At 60.1% G+C, this 15,282-nt stretch carries 14 protein-coding genes and 1 pseudogene; 8 read left to right on the top strand and 7 right to left on the bottom strand.

The annotated features are described in order from the left end of the window. Positions 1-14 precede the first annotated feature (14 nt). A pseudogene (locus tag ACF2JD_RS00220) lies at positions 15-2,521 on the bottom strand (DNA translocase FtsK 4TM domain-containing protein). A gap of 192 nt (positions 2,522-2,713) precedes the next feature. Next, complete coding sequence (gene lrp / locus ACF2JD_RS00225) at positions 2,714-3,205, bottom strand: leucine-responsive transcriptional regulator Lrp (RefSeq protein WP_005300047.1); 492 nt, start codon at positions 3,203-3,205, stop codon at positions 2,714-2,716. 150 nt (positions 3,206-3,355) lie between these two features. Here lrp and ald point away from each other — a divergent pair, with 150 nt between their 5' ends. The 3 genes from ald to ACF2JD_RS00240 all read left to right on the top strand — a co-directional run bounded on the left by ald (position 3,356) and on the right by ACF2JD_RS00240 (position 6,902). After that, positions 3,356-4,471 (top strand): alanine dehydrogenase, encoded by a 1,116-nt coding sequence (gene ald / locus ACF2JD_RS00230; RefSeq protein ID WP_163149032.1) that lies wholly within the window; start codon positions 3,356-3,358, stop codon positions 4,469-4,471. Positions 4,472-4,653: 182 nt separating this feature from the next. Then, entirely contained in the window at positions 4,654-5,604 is a 951-nt protein-coding gene (gene trxB, locus ACF2JD_RS00235; RefSeq protein WP_440986508.1) for a thioredoxin-disulfide reductase, read from the top strand. A 56-nt stretch (positions 5,605-5,660) separates the two neighbouring features. Next, entirely contained in the window at positions 5,661-6,902 is a 1,242-nt protein-coding gene (locus ACF2JD_RS00240; RefSeq protein WP_440986509.1) for a diguanylate cyclase, read from the top strand. Between the two features lie 102 nt (positions 6,903-7,004). Here the strand turns inward: ACF2JD_RS00240 and ACF2JD_RS00245 are convergent, their stop codons facing one another. Further along, complete coding sequence (locus ACF2JD_RS00245) at positions 7,005-7,475, bottom strand: outer membrane lipoprotein (RefSeq protein WP_234568032.1); 471 nt, start codon at positions 7,473-7,475, stop codon at positions 7,005-7,007. A gap of 17 nt (positions 7,476-7,492) precedes the next feature. Between ACF2JD_RS00245 and aat the strand changes: the two genes are divergently transcribed. The 3 genes from aat to infA are packed head-to-tail and all read left to right on the top strand — an operon-like array spanning position 7,493 to position 9,200. Further along, entirely contained in the window at positions 7,493-8,200 is a 708-nt protein-coding gene (gene aat / locus ACF2JD_RS00250; protein WP_440986510.1) for a leucyl/phenylalanyl-tRNA--protein transferase, read from the top strand. Beyond that, positions 8,197-8,913 carry an arginyltransferase gene (locus ACF2JD_RS00255; protein WP_139435447.1) on the top strand — a complete coding sequence of 239 codons (717 nt, stop codon included), beginning with the start codon at positions 8,197-8,199 and terminating at the stop codon, positions 8,911-8,913. The genes aat and ACF2JD_RS00255 overlap by 4 nt, the downstream gene beginning before the upstream one ends. Beyond that, positions 8,883-9,200, top strand: a complete 318-nt coding sequence (infA, locus tag ACF2JD_RS00260) for a translation initiation factor IF-1 (protein ID WP_231557514.1) — start codon at positions 8,883-8,885, stop codon at positions 9,198-9,200. The genes ACF2JD_RS00255 and infA overlap by 31 nt, the downstream gene beginning before the upstream one ends. Before the next feature lie 69 nt (positions 9,201-9,269). Here the strand turns inward: infA and clpA are convergent, their stop codons facing one another. Both clpA and clpS read right to left on the bottom strand, forming a co-directional pair. Continuing rightward, positions 9,270-11,522: an ATP-dependent Clp protease ATP-binding subunit ClpA gene (gene clpA / locus ACF2JD_RS00265; protein WP_106886978.1), complete on the bottom strand. Its 2,253-nt coding sequence runs from the start codon at positions 11,520-11,522 to the stop codon at positions 9,270-9,272. Between the two features lie 60 nt (positions 11,523-11,582). Continuing rightward, entirely contained in the window at positions 11,583-11,900 is a 318-nt protein-coding gene (gene clpS, locus ACF2JD_RS00270) for an ATP-dependent Clp protease adapter ClpS (protein WP_005325410.1), read from the bottom strand. Positions 11,901-12,128: 228 nt separating this feature from the next. Between clpS and cspD the strand changes: the two genes are divergently transcribed. Beyond that, a complete protein-coding gene (gene cspD / locus ACF2JD_RS00275; protein ID WP_005300025.1) occupies positions 12,129-12,347 on the top strand; it encodes a cold shock-like protein CspD in 219 nt (72 codons plus the stop codon). 127 nt (positions 12,348-12,474) lie between these two features. Here the strand turns inward: cspD and asd are convergent, their stop codons facing one another. Beyond that, complete coding sequence (asd, locus tag ACF2JD_RS00280; RefSeq protein WP_440986511.1) at positions 12,475-13,587, bottom strand: aspartate-semialdehyde dehydrogenase; 1,113 nt, start codon at positions 13,585-13,587, stop codon at positions 12,475-12,477. Between the two features lie 329 nt (positions 13,588-13,916). Here asd and sugE point away from each other — a divergent pair, with 329 nt between their 5' ends. Beyond that, positions 13,917-14,231: a quaternary ammonium compound efflux SMR transporter SugE gene (gene sugE / locus ACF2JD_RS00285; RefSeq protein ID WP_106886980.1), complete on the top strand. Its 315-nt coding sequence runs from the start codon at positions 13,917-13,919 to the stop codon at positions 14,229-14,231. 81 nt (positions 14,232-14,312) lie between these two features. Here the strand turns inward: sugE and ACF2JD_RS00290 are convergent, their stop codons facing one another. Then, a complete protein-coding gene (locus ACF2JD_RS00290; RefSeq protein ID WP_440986512.1) occupies positions 14,313-15,011 on the bottom strand; it encodes a phenylalanine--tRNA ligase beta subunit-related protein in 699 nt (232 codons plus the stop codon). Positions 15,012-15,282 lie beyond the last annotated feature (271 nt).

The following is a 15,282-nucleotide window of genomic DNA, read 5'->3' on the forward strand; positions in this document are numbered from 1 at the left end:
GATGATATGAAGGCTTAATCACGCACCGGAGGCGGTGCCAGCACATCGCGCTGGCCGTTGCCCCCCGGAGAGCTGACGATGCCCTGGTTTTCCATCTGCTCGATGAGACGGGCCGCCCGGTTGTAACCAATCTTGAACTTGCGCTGCACGCTGGAGGTCGAGCCACGGCGGGATTCCACCACAAAGGCGACCGCCTCGTCGAACAGGGGATCCAGCTCCTCGTCACCGCCGCCGCCGTACTCGCCGCCACCGCCCTCGCCGTCCGACTCACCGGAGAGGATCTCCTCGATGTAGTTCGGCTCGCCGCGCAGTTTCCAGTCCGCCACCACCTTGTGCACCTCGTGGTCATCGACGAAGGCGCCGTGGACCCGGGTCGGGTTCGAGGTACCGGCCGGCATGTAGAGCATGTCCCCCATGCCGAGCAGGGATTCGGCGCCGCCCTGATCCAGGATGGTACGGGAGTCGATCTTGCTCGACACCTGGAAGGAGATCCGGGTCGGGATGTTGGCCTTGATGAGGCCGGTAATGACATCCACCGACGGACGCTGAGTCGCGAGGATGAGGTGAATACCGGCGGCCCGCGCCTTCTGGGCGATACGGGCGATGAGCTCTTCCACCTTCTTGCCGACGATCATCATCATGTCGGCGAACTCGTCCACCACCACGACTATGTGGGGCAGCTTCTCGAGCTCAGGCGGCATCTGATCCATGGAGTCACCCGGACGCCACAGGGGATCCCGCAGGGGCTCGCCCTCGGCGGCCGCGGCCAGCACCTTGTCGTTGTAACCCTTAAGGTTGCGCACCCCGACCGCGGACATCAGCTTGTAGCGACGCTCCATCTCTCCTACACACCAGCGCAGGGCGTTGGCGGCGTCCTTCATGTCGGTGACCACCTCGGTCAGCAGATGGGGATACCTTCGTAGACCGAGAGTTCCAGCATCTTGGGGTCGATCATGATGAAGCGCAGATCATCGGGGGATGACTTGTAGAGCATGGAGATGATCATGGTGTTCACCCCCACCGACTTGCCCGAGCCCGTGGTACCGGCCACCAGCAGGTGGGGCATCTTGGCGAGGTTCACCACCACGGGTTCCCCCGCAATGTCCTGCCCCAACCCCATGGTCAGAGGATTGTGGCTGCCAGAGAAGGCCTCGCAGTCCAGGGTCTCGCGCAGGTAGACGGTCTGGCGTACCCGGTTGGGCAGCTCGATGCCGACGAAGGTCTTGCCCGGGATCACCTCCACCACCCGCACGCTGCTGGCGGACAGCGAACGGGCGAGATCCCGCGACAGGTTGGTGATCTTGCTCGCCTTCATGCCCGGCGCCAGATCCAGCTCGAAGCGGGTGATGACGGGGCCCGGATAGACGCCGACCACCTTGGCCTGCACGTTGTAGTCGGCGAGTTTCGCCTCCACCAGCCGGCCCATGCGGTCCAGCTCGTCCTTGCTCATCATCTGGGTCTTGGCGGGCGGTCTGTCCAGCAGATCTATGCTCGGCAGCGGCGCCATGGCGGGCTGGGGGCGACGCTTGGGCTTGACCGGTGCGGCGACCGCAGGGGCGGCAGCGGCCTCCTCCCCTTCCGCCCAGGGCAGATCGAGCTCGTCATCCCCGTTATCGGCCAGGGCCGGCTGACGGCGGGCATTGGCAACGGCGGCGCGCTTGGGTCTGGCCACGGGCGCCGGCTCGTCCTCTTCATCATCGAATTGCGGATCGAACTGGAAGGTGTCGTCATCGAGCTCCGGCAGCCATTCGTCAGATTTTGACTTCTGGCTCCCCTTGGCCTTGGGGTTGCGCGTCCAGCTGCTATGGGGCTCGTCCTCTTCCTCGTCGAGCTCCAGGGCTCCCACGCCCCCTTCCAGCAGGGGGTCCGGTCCCTCAAAACGGGGCTGGCGCCAGCCGCCGGTCAGCCAGCGACCCAAGGTCGTCGGGAAATGGTAGATGGCGCTGACGCTGCCGGTGCAGGTGGCACCGATCCGCTCGACTATGGTGAGCCAGGACCAGCCGGTGAACAGGGTGATGCCGGTGGCCACGAAGCAGAGCAGCATCAGGTTGGCCCCGACCCCGCCAAACAGGGGCACCACGGCGGACGCTATCACGTCCCCCACCAGGCCGCCCGCTGAGAAATTCTGCAAGTCATTGAAGTTCATGCTGGCAATGGCCGACATGCCGAGCACCGTCAGCACGAAGCCGATGATGCGCACCGACAGGGTGAGATAGTCCACCTCCAGCAGCCGGCTCGGGCGCCAGAACAGGCTCCAGCCGAGCAGCACCACCAGGGGAGGCACCAGATAGGAGAAGGCCCCGAAGGTGAACATGGTGATGTCGGCGAGCCAGGCACCGGCGCTGCCCGCCAGGTTCTTCACCTCTCCCTGCCAGGAGGTCTGGGACCAACCGGGATCGGCGGGATGGTAGGTCAACAGGGCAAGCAAGAGATAGGCAGCCATCAGCGTGATGGCGATCAAGACGGCCTCGAAGATCCGTTGCGTACCTGACAAAGGAGTAAACAGCTTTTTATCGGCCAAACTCCGGCTCCTTTCTGAAAACATGTAATGCGGGGATAGGGGGCCTAGTATCCCTGAAAAGCCCACCGATTGTCAGCCAGTGCCTGAGGGCGGGGCCATGAATACAGTAATAAGAAGAAACGAGCGGACCGGCCGCTCGTTTCTGACTATCGTGACTCGTCGTGGTGCTTGCAAGTCACAGCACAATCCCGCTTATCGGGTGCTGATCACCAGACGGCTGCTCTGCTTGACCTCTTCCATGACCACATAGGTACGGGTGTCATTGACGCCGGGCAGACGCAGCAGGGTTTCCCCCAGCAGGCGGCGATAGGCCGACATGTCGCTGACGCGGGTCTTGAGCAGATAGTCGAAATCACCGGACACCAGATGGCACTCCTGGATCTCTTCGAGCACCTGAACAGCCTTGTTGAACTGTTCGAACACGTCGGGGGCGCCACGATTGAGGGTAATTTCCACGAACACCAGCAGAGACGCATCCAGATAATGAGGGTTCAGAATAGCGGCATATCCTTCGATATAGCCTTGACGCTCGAGGCGACGAACCCGTTCCAGACACGGTGTAGGACTCAGGCCAACTCGTTTGGACAACTCAACGTTCGAAATCCTGCCATCCTTTTGCAGTTCATTCAGAATGTTGCGGTCAATCCTGTCCAAATCCTTTAGCCGACTCTTAGCTTCCATCATTTAATTCCATCCTTTGGCTATTTTTTGGTAAGAATCACCAGTCATTTTATAATAATGGTCACAAATCCTGTCAATACCTGAATATACTAGGCGCAAATGTTGCTTAACATCTGGGCAACATAAACCACCAATCGATAGACGAGGGATAGCATGATTATCGGTGTACCTAAGGAAATAAAAAACCATGAATATCGCGTAGGCATGGTTCCGGCCAGTGTACGTGAACTGACAGCACGAAACCATACCGTTTTCGTCCAAAGCGGCGCAGGAAATGGCATTGGCTTCAGTGACGCAGATTATCTGGCTGCCGGAGCCGAGATCCTGGCCTCCGCAGCAGACGTTTTCGCCAAGGCGGAGATGATCGTCAAGGTCAAGGAACCCCAGGCGGTCGAGCGCGCCATGCTGCGTCCGGGCCAGACCCTCTTTACCTACCTGCACCTGGCGCCAGACCTGGCCCAGACCCGGGAGCTGGTCGACAGCGGCGCCGTCTGCATCGCCTACGAGACAGTCACCGACGGCCGTGGCGGTCTGCCCCTGTTGGCACCCATGTCGGAAGTGGCAGGACGCATGTCTATTCAGGCCGGCGCCCAGGCGCTGGAGAAGTCCCGCGGGGGTAGCGGCGTGCTGCTCGGCGGCGTGCCCGGGGTCGAACCGGCCAAGGTGGTGATCATCGGCGGTGGCGTGGTGGGTTCCAACGCAGCCCGCATGGCCATCGGCCTGCGTGCCGATGTCACCATACTCGACAACAACATCGACACCCTGCGCCGTCTCGACAGCGAGTTCCAGGGAGCAGCCAAGGTGGTCTACTCCAATCGCGAGACCCTGGAGCGCCACCTGCTGGCGGCGGATCTGGTCATCGGCGGCGTGCTGGTGCCGGGCGCCACTGCGCCAAAACTTGTCAGCCGTGACCACATTGCACGCATGAAGCCGGGCTCCGCCATCGTGGACGTGGCCATCGATCAGGGCGGCTGCGTCGAGACCTCTCACGCCACCACCCATGAGGATCCCACCTTCATCGTCGACGAGGTGGTGCACTACTGCGTGGCCAACATGCCAGGCGCCGTGGCCCGCACCTCCACAGTGGCCCTCAACAACGCCACCCTGCCCTTCATCATCAAGCTGGCGGAACAGGGCTATCGCGGTGCACTGCTCAGCGATCCCCACCTGTTGCACGGCCTGAACGTGATGGCGGGCAAGATCACCTGCAAGGAGGTCGCCGTGGCGCACAACCTGGCCTACACGGATCCCCTGACCCTGCTGAACTGATCCCGCCCCCGCAAGGGTGTGTCGATGAGTGAAAATCCGCCCGCGATGGGCGGTTTTTTTATGGCGCAATCCGGCCCCCCTCCCCCTCTTTGGCGATTGCCACAATCGATGCCCTGGCCTTTGACCCCGGATCACGAATTACCTACAATCGCGCAAACTCATCACGTCTCGGAAATCACATCATGAGCCAAGTCATTCATAGCAAACTGCTGATCCTGGGGTCAGGCCCGGCGGGTTACACCGCCGCCGTCTACGCCGCCCGCGCCAACCTCAATCCCCTGCTCATCACCGGCATGCAGCAAGGTGGTCAGCTGACCACCACCACAGAGGTGGAAAACTGGCCAGGTGATGCGGAAGGGCTGACCGGCCCGGCCCTGATGGAGCGCATGAAAGAGCATGCGGAAAAATTCGATACCCGCATCCTCTTTGATCACATCAATGAAGTGGAGCTGACCCAGCGCCCCTTCCGTCTCAAGGGTGACAACGGTGAATACACTTGCGACGCGCTCATCATCGCCACCGGCGCCTCCGCCAAGTACTTGGGGCTACCCTCCGAGGAGGCCTTCAAGGGCCGCGGCGTCTCCGCCTGTGCCACCTGTGACGGTTTCTTCTATCGCAACCAGGAAGTGGCCGTGGTCGGCGGCGGCAACACTGCCGTGGAAGAGGCGCTCTATCTGGCCAACATCGCCAAGAAGGTGCACCTGATCCACCGCCGCGACGAGTTCCGCGCCGAGAAGATCCTGATCAAGCGCCTCAATGACAAGGTCGAGAGCGGCAACATAGTGCTGCACACCCACCAGACCCTGGACGAGGTGCTGGGTGACAACATGGGCGTGACCGGCGTGCGCCTGCGCAGCACCCGGGACGACGTTACCTCCGAGCTGCCGCTGATGGGGGTCTTCATCGCCATAGGTCACCAGCCCAACACCCAGATCTTCGAAGGCCAGCTGGCAATGGAAAACGGCTACCTCAAGGTCCGTGGCGGCCTGGAAGGCTTCGCGACCCAGACCAGCATCCCGGGCGTGTTTGCCGCCGGCGACGTGGCCGACCACGTTTACCGTCAGGCGATCACCTCAGCCGGTACCGGCTGCATGGCGGCCCTGGATGCCGAGCGATATCTGGACGCACAATAAGCACAAGGATATAAAGGGCATGCCAAGTGGCATGCCCTTTTCTTTTAAGGAGCCGGATGAAACGGAAAATATTGATTGTGGAAGACAGCCTGACGGTGCGCCGCATGTTGACCCAGGCCATTGCGCAGCAAACCGGGCTGGAGATAGATGCGTTCGATACCCTGGAGGGCGCCCGCGACTGCCAGGGAGAAGAGTACGTGGTCGCCCTGGTGGATCTCACCCTGCCGGATGCCCCGAGCGGAGAAGCCGTCAACGTGTTGCTGGCGCGAGGGTTGCCCGTGGTGATCCTCACCGCCGACATCAGCGAGGAGAAACGGGAAGCCTGGCTGGAGGCCGGGGTGCTGGATTACGTGATGAAGGATTCACGCCACTCCCTGCAATACGCCGTCAGCCTGGTGCACCGCCTCTACCTCAACCAGGCCATAGAGGTGCTGGTGGTCGATGATTCGCTCACTTCTCGTCATCGCACCGCCGCCCAGCTGCGCAAGCAACTGCTGCTGGTGCACGAGGCAACCTGCGCCCGGGATGCCCTGGCCCTGCTCGAGCAGCACCCGGCCATTCGCCTGATGCTGGTGGATTACTACATGCCGGAGATAGACGGCATCAGCCTGGTGCGGATGCTGCGGGAGCGCTACAGCAAGCAGCAGCTCGCCATCATCGGCATCTCGGTGTCGGACAAGCACGGCCTCTCTGCCCGCTACCTCAAGCAAGGGGCGAACGATTTTCTCAACCAGCCGTTCGAGCCCGAGGAGCTGCAGTGCCGAGTCAGCCACAATCTGGAGGCCCTTGAGCAGTTCAACAGCATCCAGGAATCCGCCAATCGCGACTACCTGACCGGGCTCTACAACCGGCGTTACTGGTTCAACGAGGGGCAGAAGTTGTTCGAGGAGCATCAGCGTCAGCAGGCGCAGCTCGCCCTGTGCGTGCTCGATGTGGATCATTTCAAGCAGGTCAACGATCACTGGGGCCATGCCATCGGCGATGAGCTGCTCTGCCACCTGACCCGGTTGCTCTCCCAGTTCTTCCCGGATGCCATGATAGCCCGCTTCGGTGGGGAGGAGTTTGCCCTGATGGTGCCCCATTGCCCGGTTCCCGTGCTGCTCAAGCGGCTGGAAGGGCTGCGCCAACAGCTGCGTCAGCAGCCGCTGTCACGGGAAGTGCCGCTGTTCGTGCGCGCCAGTTTTGGCGTCATCAACGTCGGGCGGCTCTCCATGGACGAGGCGCTCTGCGAGGCAGATCGCCAGCTGTATCAGGCAAAGAACACGGGTCGTGACAAGATAGTCTCCCAGGACGCCTGAGCACGTCTCGAGTGAGACGCTTCGTGTAGTACCGCCCGGCGCCCCTTGCGGCCGCCGGGTTATTCCCCCTCCTCATGGCTCCCTGCCCGTTCACGGGTTTCCTCAATAGGTCTTGTCGACCCGCACCCCATCGCTGAAATAGAGGATGCGCACCTTGTCCCCCCTCGCAAACACCATGGCCGGATCGTAATCCTGGATCACGTTGATAAGCCCGTCTTGCTCGTTGCGGATTAGCAGCTCCACCAGCTTGTTCTCCACCACGCTGCCCCCTGACTGGTAGTGCTGCACCGCGGCCGCCCCCGCCAATGCCCCCACGGCGGTGGCTATCTCCCGCCCATGACCGCCGCCAAACTGGTTGCCGAGCAGCCCCCCCAGCACGGCGCCCCCCAGGGTTTTCCAGCCGGTATGCTCGGATTCCAGCACCTGGCGTTGGGTGATGTTGCGCACCGTATCCACCTGGCCAAACACCACCTGATCGACGGGGCGCGCCGTATTGCGCTCATAGGGTGCGGCCCAGGCGGGCGCCGTGACAAAGCCCAGCAAGCTGGATACTATCAGGATAATGGCCTTCATCTGTGAACCTCTGTCTTATGTCTCGCTATCTCACCGAACTGGATGATGAGCTGTGCTGGTTTCCCTCCCCCAGCCATGCGCTGGAAGAGCCCAATGGCCTGCTGGCGATCGGGGGAGATCTCTCTCCTGCTCGATTGCTGGCAGCTTATCACAGCGGGATCTTTCCGTGGAATGAGCCACACCAGCCACTGCTGTGGTGGTCGCCGGATCCCAGGGGGGTGATAGTGCCCGATGAGCTGCACATAGGGCGCAGCCTGCAGAAGTATCTGCGCCGCACCACCTTTGACATTACCGTCGACAGTGCCTTCGATGAGGTGATAGCGGCCTGCGCCGCCCCCCGTCGCAGCGCCAGCGGCACCTGGATAAGCGTCCCCATGATCGACGCCTATCGGCAGTTGCACCGCCTGGGCCATGCCCACTCCGTCGAGATCTGGCAGGACGGGGAGTTGCAGGCGGGGCTCTACGGCCTCTCCCTTGGCCGCCTCTTCTGCGGCGAATCCATGTTCAGCCGCATCGATAACGGCGCCAAACTGGCCATGGTGGCGCTCTGTCGTCACTTTTCACGCCATGGGGGTGCCCTCATCGATTGCCAGATGCAGAACGACTTCCTGGCCACCCTGGGGGTCCAGGAGTGGCCAAGAAGCCGGTTTCTGACCACATTGGCGCGCCTGACCAGGCAACCACTGCAGGACGGTTGCTGGCAGCAGAGGAGAATCAGCCTATGACAGAAGAAGTGATCCTCAAGGTAGGCCTGACCCCTAGACACCCGTGCAGCTACCTCGGCCATGAGCAGGAGCAGTTGCTGGTACTGATGGATCATGAGCTGCTTAATGCGGCCGGTTATGAGCGACTGCTGACGGCAGGATTCAGGCGCAGTGGCAACGACATCTATCGCCCCCATTGCCCGGCCTGCAGTGCCTGCCAGTCCCTGCGCATCCACAGCGAGCGTTTCGTGCCGAACCGCAGTCAGAAACGCGTGCGTCAGCTGAACCGGGATCTCGAGCTGGTGCTGAGTTACGACGACAAACCCGAGTATTACCAGCTCTATGAGCGCTACATCCGCGAGCGCCACCACGATGGCAGCATGTACCCGCCGAGTCGGACCCAGTACAAGGGATTCCTGCACTGCGACTGGATGCCACCGCTCTACATGGAGATACGCAAGGAGGGACGCCTCATCGGGGTGGCCACCACGGACCTGCTACCCCACTCCATGAGCGCCATGTATACCTTCTTCGATCCTGACTATGCCGACCGCTCTCTGGGCACCTTTGCCATTCTGAGCCAGTTGGAACTAGCCAGGCGCACGGGCCGCAGCTGGCTGTATCTGGGCTATCTGGTGGAGGCCTGTCGCAAGATGAATTACAAACGCCAATACCTGCCCCACGAGCTGCTGGTGCAGGGAGAATGGAAAAATATCGACACCAAGCCCGAGTAAACTTTACACATAGCCTTAAATCCGGCATGATCCAGCGGTTTTTTGTTGTGGCTTATCAAGAGGATTCAATGGCTAAAGAAGACAGTATTGAGATGCAGGGTACCATTCTCGAAACCTTGCCCAATACCATGTTCCGTGTGGAACTGGAAAATGGTCACGTGGTTATCGCTCATATTTCCGGCAAGATGCGCAAAAACTACATCCGTATCCTGACTGGGGACAAAGTAACGGTGGCTCTGACTCCGTACGATCTCTCCAAGGGACGTATTGTTTTCCGCTCTCGCTAAGCCAGGAATTCAGCAAAAAACCCCAGCCTCTCGGCTGGGGTTTTTTGTCGTTTCTGGCCTCAATTACATTTAGTGAGAGACAGCTTCAACATTGACCTGGAAGTCAAAGCTGAGGCTGTTATTCACCAGCTCCACTCTCACCACTCCGCCATCGACCAGTGAGCCGAACAGGATCTCATTGGCCAACGGCTTCTTGAGGTGCTCCTGAATGACCCGTCCCATGGGTCTTGCACCCATTGCCCGATCATACCCCTTCTCGGCCAACCAGTGGCGCGCCTCTTCAGATACCTCCAGTGACACCCCTTTGGCATCCAGCTGTACCTGCAGTTCGACGATGAACTTGTCGACGACCTGATGGATCACCGTCATGTCCAGATGGTTGAACCAGATGGTGTGATCGAGCCGGTTGCGGAACTCCGGGCTGAACGTCTTGTTGATCACCGCCATGGCATCGTGGCTCATGTCCTGCTGCTGGAAGCCAATAGACTTGCGCTGGGTTTCCTGCACCCCTGCGTTGGTGGTCATCACCAGGATCACGTTGCGAAAATCGGCCTTGCGCCCGTTGTTGTCCGTCAGGGTGCCGTTGTCCATCACTTGCAGCAGCAAGTTGAAGACATCCGGGTGGGCCTTCTCTATCTCGTCCAGCAGCACCACCGAATGGGGATGCTTGAGCACAGAATCGGTCAGCAAGCCGCCCTGCTCGAAGCCCACATAGCCGGGAGGTGCCCCAATCAACCGGGAGACGGTATGGCGCTCCATGTATTCGGACATATCAAAGCGCAGCACCTCGACCCCGAGCGCCTTGCCGAGCTGCTGGGTGACTTCGGTCTTGCCCACCCCGGTCGGGCCGGCAAACAGGAAGCAGCCCACAGGGCGACGCTCGTTGCCAAGGCCGGAGCGTGACAGCCGGATGGCATCGGTCAATACGGTTATAGCCTTGTCCTGGCCGAACACCACCATCTTGAGGTTGCGCTCCAGGTTCTTCAGCACCTCCTTGTCGGAAGAGGAGACTGATTTCTCCGGGATGCGGGCAATCTTCGCGACTATGGCCTCGATCTCCGGCACATTGATCACTTTTTTACGCTTGCTGACCGGCAACAAACGCTGCCCCGCCCCCGCCTCGTCGATCACGTCGATGGCCTTGTCCGGCAGGTGGCGGTCGTTGATGTACTTGGCGGAGAGCTCGACCGCGGCACGGATGGCCTTGACGGTATAACGCACGCCATGGTGCGCCTCATAGCGGCTCTTGAGCCCCATCAGGATACGGGTTGTGTCGTCTATGCTCGGCTCGACGATGTCGATCTTCTGGAAACGGCGCGCCAGAGCCCGATCTTTTTCGAAGATCTGGGAATATTCCTGATAAGTGGTGGATCCCACACAGCGCAGCAAGCCATTGGAGAGCAGTGGCTTGATGAGGTTGGCCGCATCCAGCTGACCGCCGGAGGCTGCACCCGCCCCAATGATGGTGTGGATCTCGTCGATGAAGAGGATGGCCCCTTCCTGGCGTTCGATCTGCTTGAGCAGCACTTTGAGACGCTTCTCGAAGTCACCGCGGTACTTGGTGCCTGCCAGCAGGGAGCCCATGTCCAGGGAATATATAGTGCTGTTAGCTATCACCTCGGGCACGTCACCCTTGACGATACGATAGGCGAGCCCCTCGGCGATGGCGGTCTTGCCCACGCCAGCCTCCCCCACCAGCAAGGGATTGTTCTTGCGACGACGGCAGAGCACCTGGATGGTGCGACTCAGCTCCTGATCGCGACCGATCAGCGGGTCGATGCGCCCCTCCAGCACCAGTTGGTTGAGATTGGTGGCGAAGCTCTCGATCTGGGCTGACGAGACCTCATCATCGGACTCGGCATTGTTGCCGCCACTCTCGGGCTTGCTGTCTTTGCGCACCCCGTGGGAGAGGAAGTTCACCACATCCAGGCGGCTTATTTCGGCTTTTTTCAGGAAATAGGCGGCCTGGGACTCTTGCTCGCTGAAGATGGCGACCAGCACATTAGCGCCGCTCACCTCGGTATTGCCCGACGACTGGACATGGAACACGGCACGTTGCAGCACGCGCTGGAAGCCAAGGGTCGGTTGGGTTTCTCTGTCTTCGTCATCGCGGGGGATGAGCGGGGTCGTTTGATTGATGAATGCGCGGATCTCCTTGCGCATCTGCTCCACATCCGCACCACACGAACTCAGCGCCTCATGGGCTGAGCTGTTATCCAGCAGGGCTAACAACAGGTGCTCGACGGTCATGAATTCGTGGCGCTCGTCACGGGCCAGTTTGAAAGCCTCGTTCAGCGTCTTTTCTAGATCTTTGTTCAACATAGGCACCTCCCCTCAGTACAGCAACAATGCGGTGTCGTTATCGCCATCAAGTCATCAGATTCAAGCCTTTTCCATGGTACATAGCAGTGGATGTTCGTTATTACGTGAATAGGTGTTGACCTGGACCACTTTGGTCTCGGCAATCTCGGCGGTAAATGTGCCGCAGACTCCCTTACCACTATAATGCACGCTCAGCATGACCTGAGTGGCCTTCTCCAGATCCATACCAAAGAACCTTTGCAGCACCTCCACCACGAATTCCATCGGTGTGTAGTCATCGTTGTTCAAGACGACCTTGTACATGGGTGGCGGTTGCAGCTTCGTTTTCTCTGCTTCTGCAATCTCTTCATTAGCAAAGAGTTCTTTCTGCTTGCTCATAGTTGCGCTTTGGTACCTCTAGATTACTACCGTCTCGCTCAAGATTGTCAATAGACTTGTTAACCAGATCACATCGGTTGTTAACAACTTCTTGACTCGCTTAAAAGTTGGACTAGATTGGTTACTTGCTAATCGGCGCCCGTCTGCTACGGGGTGATGCTCTAGTTATATAAGGCTGGCGCAGGTTACTCAACGACTTCAGGGTAATCAATAAAAGGATGTAGATGTATGGCAACCGGAACAGTCAAGTGGTTCAACAACGCAAAAGGATTTGGGTTTATCTGTCCGGAAGGCGGTGGTGAAGACATCTTCGCTCACTACTCCACGATTCAAATGGAAGGTTACAAGACCCTCAAAGCGGGTCAGGCAGTCAACTTTGAACTGCAGCAGGGGCCGAAAGGAAATCACGCCTCTGTCATCGTGCCAAACGAAGCACAGAACATGTAAGAGTCAAACTGGATCAATTAAAAAACGGCATCCCGCAAGGATGCCGTTTTTTTATGTCGCTCGATGTGCCGGCACAATAAGAAAGGCCAGGCCTTCCTTATTGTGTGCTCTTGCGAGCTATCCCCTGTCAGCGCGCCAGCAGGATGTTGAGCATGCGGCGCAGCGGCTCGGCGGCGCCCCACAGCAGTTGGTCACCCACGGTGAAGGCCGCCAGGTATTCCGGGCCCATGTTGAGCTTGCGCAGACGGCCTACCGGGATGCTGAGGGTACCGGTGACGGCGGCCGGGGTCAGCTCGCGGGCTGTGATGTCGCGATCGTTCGGGATCACCTTGACCCAGTCGTTGTGGGCGGCCAGCAGGGCCTCGATCTCGGGGAGCGGCACGTCTTTCTTCAGCTTGATGGTGAAGGCCTGACTGTGGCAGCGCAGGGCACCGATCCGCACGCAGAGACCATCCACCGGAATGGCGGTATCTTCGATCCCCAGGATCTTGTTGGTCTCGGCCTGACCCTTCCACTCTTCGCGGCTCTGGCCGTTGTCGAGTTTGGTGTCGATCCAGGGGATGAGGCCACCGGCCAGCGGCACGCCGAAATTGTCCACCGGCATGGTGCCGGAGCGGGTCTTCTCGGTGATCTTGCGCTCGATGTCTAGGATGGCGGAGGCGGGATCCGCCAGCTCCACCGCCACTTCGTCACGCAGCAGCCCCATCTGGGTGACCAGCTCGCGCATGTGGCGTGCACCACCGCCCGATGCGGCCTGATAGGTGGCTACACTCACCCACTCCACCAGATCGGCCTTGAACAGGCCACCCAGGGCCAGCAGCATCAAGCTGACGGTACAGTTACCGCCGACGAAGGTCTTGATCCCCTTGTCCAGCGCCTCGTCGATCACGTCGCCGTTGACCGGATCCAGGATGATGACGGCGTCCTTCTCCATGCGCAGGGAGGAGGCGGCATCAATCCAGTAACCCTGCCAGCCGGAGGCCAGCAGACGGGGATAGACATCCTTGGTGTAGTCGCCACCCTGAGCCGTGATGATGATCTCCTGTGCGGCCAGCGCCTCGATATCGAAGGCGTCCTGCAAGGTGCCGGCATCGACGCCGAAATTGGGGGCGGCCTCACCGGCCTGGGAGGTGGTGAAGAAGGTGGGTTGAATGCGGGCAAAATCCTTCTCTTCCTGCATCCGGCTCATCAGTACCGAACCCACCATGCCACGCCAACCGACCAAACCAACTTTTTTCATAATGTCCTACCCTGGATAGCTGCTGTAAAAATGAAGTCTCATACGCCGTGATCCCTTGCCGGACACGGGTCCGTTCACAAATTGGCCACAAGCATGATGTGTAATTAATGCGTCTGTCCACATTACGGATTGTGGCGACGGGCGCAAGTCGAATTGCGCAATAATCTGTGTCATTTGCCGCAATAACCATGGGTTCCGGGCTACCGCGCTTGGCGGACTCCCCATCGGTCAGGCATCATGATGTCCGACTGGCAACCACTGCCCCCTGGGGACGACCCCAAGGTCTTCTTGACTCGCAGGGACGACCCTGCCCCGCGTGGAATATTCATATGCCCTGGTTACTCCTGCTACTGGCCGGCCTGTTCGAGGTCGCCTGGGCCATCGGCCTCAAGTACACCGACGGTTTCAGCCGTCCCCTCCCCACCCTGCTGACCCTAGCTGCCATGGGGGTGAGCGTGCTGTTGCTCGCCATGGCGGTCAAACAACTGCCCCTTGGCACAGCCTACGCGGTCTGGACCGGCATAGGCGCGGTCGGCACAGTGTTGATGGGGATCTGGCTGTTTAACGAGCCAGCCACCCTGGCCCGGGTGCTCTGCCTGCTGCTGATCATCGGCGGTATTCTGGGACTCAAGTTTATCGGCTGATAACGAGATGGAAGCGCAGCCCAGCGGCGCCCCAGCAGCGCGTATTAAAAATGGCCACCCAGGGTGGCCATTATGTTTTCCTCATGCCCCGTCTGGGCTTCCTATCAGCACACTCTCAATCCGGGCGCCCGGCATCATCTGCCTTAACCCCTCGATCAGCCGATCACCGGCCTCCTGCAGCGCCGCCAGCGGCATTTCAGGCAAGCTTTCCAGGATGAACCACATCTGCCCGGACTCGGCGCTGAGCCGGGTTCTGGTCCCCTGACGCCAATTCCAGCGGCGACAGGTCACGCCTCTGTCATCACACCAGACCACCTCGCCAGGTTCGGGGGTCTCGTGGGCAGGGGCCCCCTCCTTCATGGTGTCAAACAACTCGGTGCCATCGGCAATGATCAGCCGGGGCGACCCCTCATAAGCGGTGAGATCCTCCCCACCGACGGGGATGGCGTATTCGATGCTGATGGCGTTGTAGAGATCGACGACAGGATCGATGCAGGGCAGGCTGCCCTCCCGTTGCACCCGCTTGAGCAGCGCCTGGGCCGAGCAGGGGGTCCGCTGGGGCTTGGCACCGAAGCGTTTGAATACCTCCCCCCAGGCGGACAGATGATCCTGTGCCCAGGGCGCACCGCCCGCCGCAACGTATTGGCAGGCCCGCGCCAGCGCCTGTGCGCCGACGTTGCGATCGACCATGGTGGCCCCGTCGACCTGGATGCTCAGGGCCCGGAATCCCGGGGCCAGGCTGGTCACCCTGGCATCAATCTGTGGTGTCATGAATGGCATAGCAACTCCCAATGGGTGAATCGTGGCGAAGGCGATAACGGCAGACGAGGCCAGGTGACCCATGCCCAGAGGGCTAGCGCGTGATGCTTGTCACCACGAAGAAACAAGTCGGCCCCATGATGGACGGCGGCATGGCATAAAAAAATCTACTTTTTCTTAATGTTGTTCAGGAGAGCTAATAACCCAAACTATGCCGGCCACCGACGGCAACTTGACCCGCACTTGGAAGGGGATTGTCCTGGCCGCTTTTCCCGCCACTCATGCTATTATC

The organism is Aeromonas ichthyocola, from assembly GCF_046087985.1.
GTDB lineage: Bacteria > Pseudomonadota > Gammaproteobacteria > Enterobacterales > Aeromonadaceae > Aeromonas > Aeromonas rivipollensis.

Coding starts and splice junctions, on each gene's coding strand:
- ACF2JD_RS00240 (WP_440986509.1), top strand. CDS start 5,661: ATGAAACGGAAAATATTGATTGTGGAAGACAGCCTGACGGTGCGCCGC.
- ACF2JD_RS00290 (WP_440986512.1), bottom strand. CDS start 15,011: ATGCCATTCATGACACCACAGATTGATGCCAGGGTGACCAGCCTGGCC.
- asd (WP_440986511.1), bottom strand. CDS start 13,587: ATGAAAAAAGTTGGTTTGGTCGGTTGGCGTGGCATGGTGGGTTCGGTA.
- sugE (WP_106886980.1), top strand. CDS start 13,917: ATGCCCTGGTTACTCCTGCTACTGGCCGGCCTGTTCGAGGTCGCCTGG.
- ACF2JD_RS00245 (WP_234568032.1), bottom strand. CDS start 7,475: ATGAAGGCCATTATCCTGATAGTATCCAGCTTGCTGGGCTTTGTCACG.
- clpS (WP_005325410.1), bottom strand. CDS start 11,900: ATGAGCAAGCAGAAAGAACTCTTTGCTAATGAAGAGATTGCAGAAGCA.
- trxB (WP_440986508.1), top strand. CDS start 4,654: ATGAGCCAAGTCATTCATAGCAAACTGCTGATCCTGGGGTCAGGCCCG.
- cspD (WP_005300025.1), top strand. CDS start 12,129: ATGGCAACCGGAACAGTCAAGTGGTTCAACAACGCAAAAGGATTTGGG.
- clpA (WP_106886978.1), bottom strand. CDS start 11,522: ATGTTGAACAAAGATCTAGAAAAGACGCTGAACGAGGCTTTCAAACTG.
- ACF2JD_RS00255 (WP_139435447.1), top strand. CDS start 8,197: ATGACAGAAGAAGTGATCCTCAAGGTAGGCCTGACCCCTAGACACCCG.
- lrp (WP_005300047.1), bottom strand. CDS start 3,205: ATGATGGAAGCTAAGAGTCGGCTAAAGGATTTGGACAGGATTGACCGC.
- infA (WP_231557514.1), top strand. CDS start 8,883: ATGGAAAAATATCGACACCAAGCCCGAGTAAACTTTACACATAGCCTT.
- aat (WP_440986510.1), top strand. CDS start 7,493: ATGTCTCGCTATCTCACCGAACTGGATGATGAGCTGTGCTGGTTTCCC.
- ald (WP_163149032.1), top strand. CDS start 3,356: ATGATTATCGGTGTACCTAAGGAAATAAAAAACCATGAATATCGCGTA.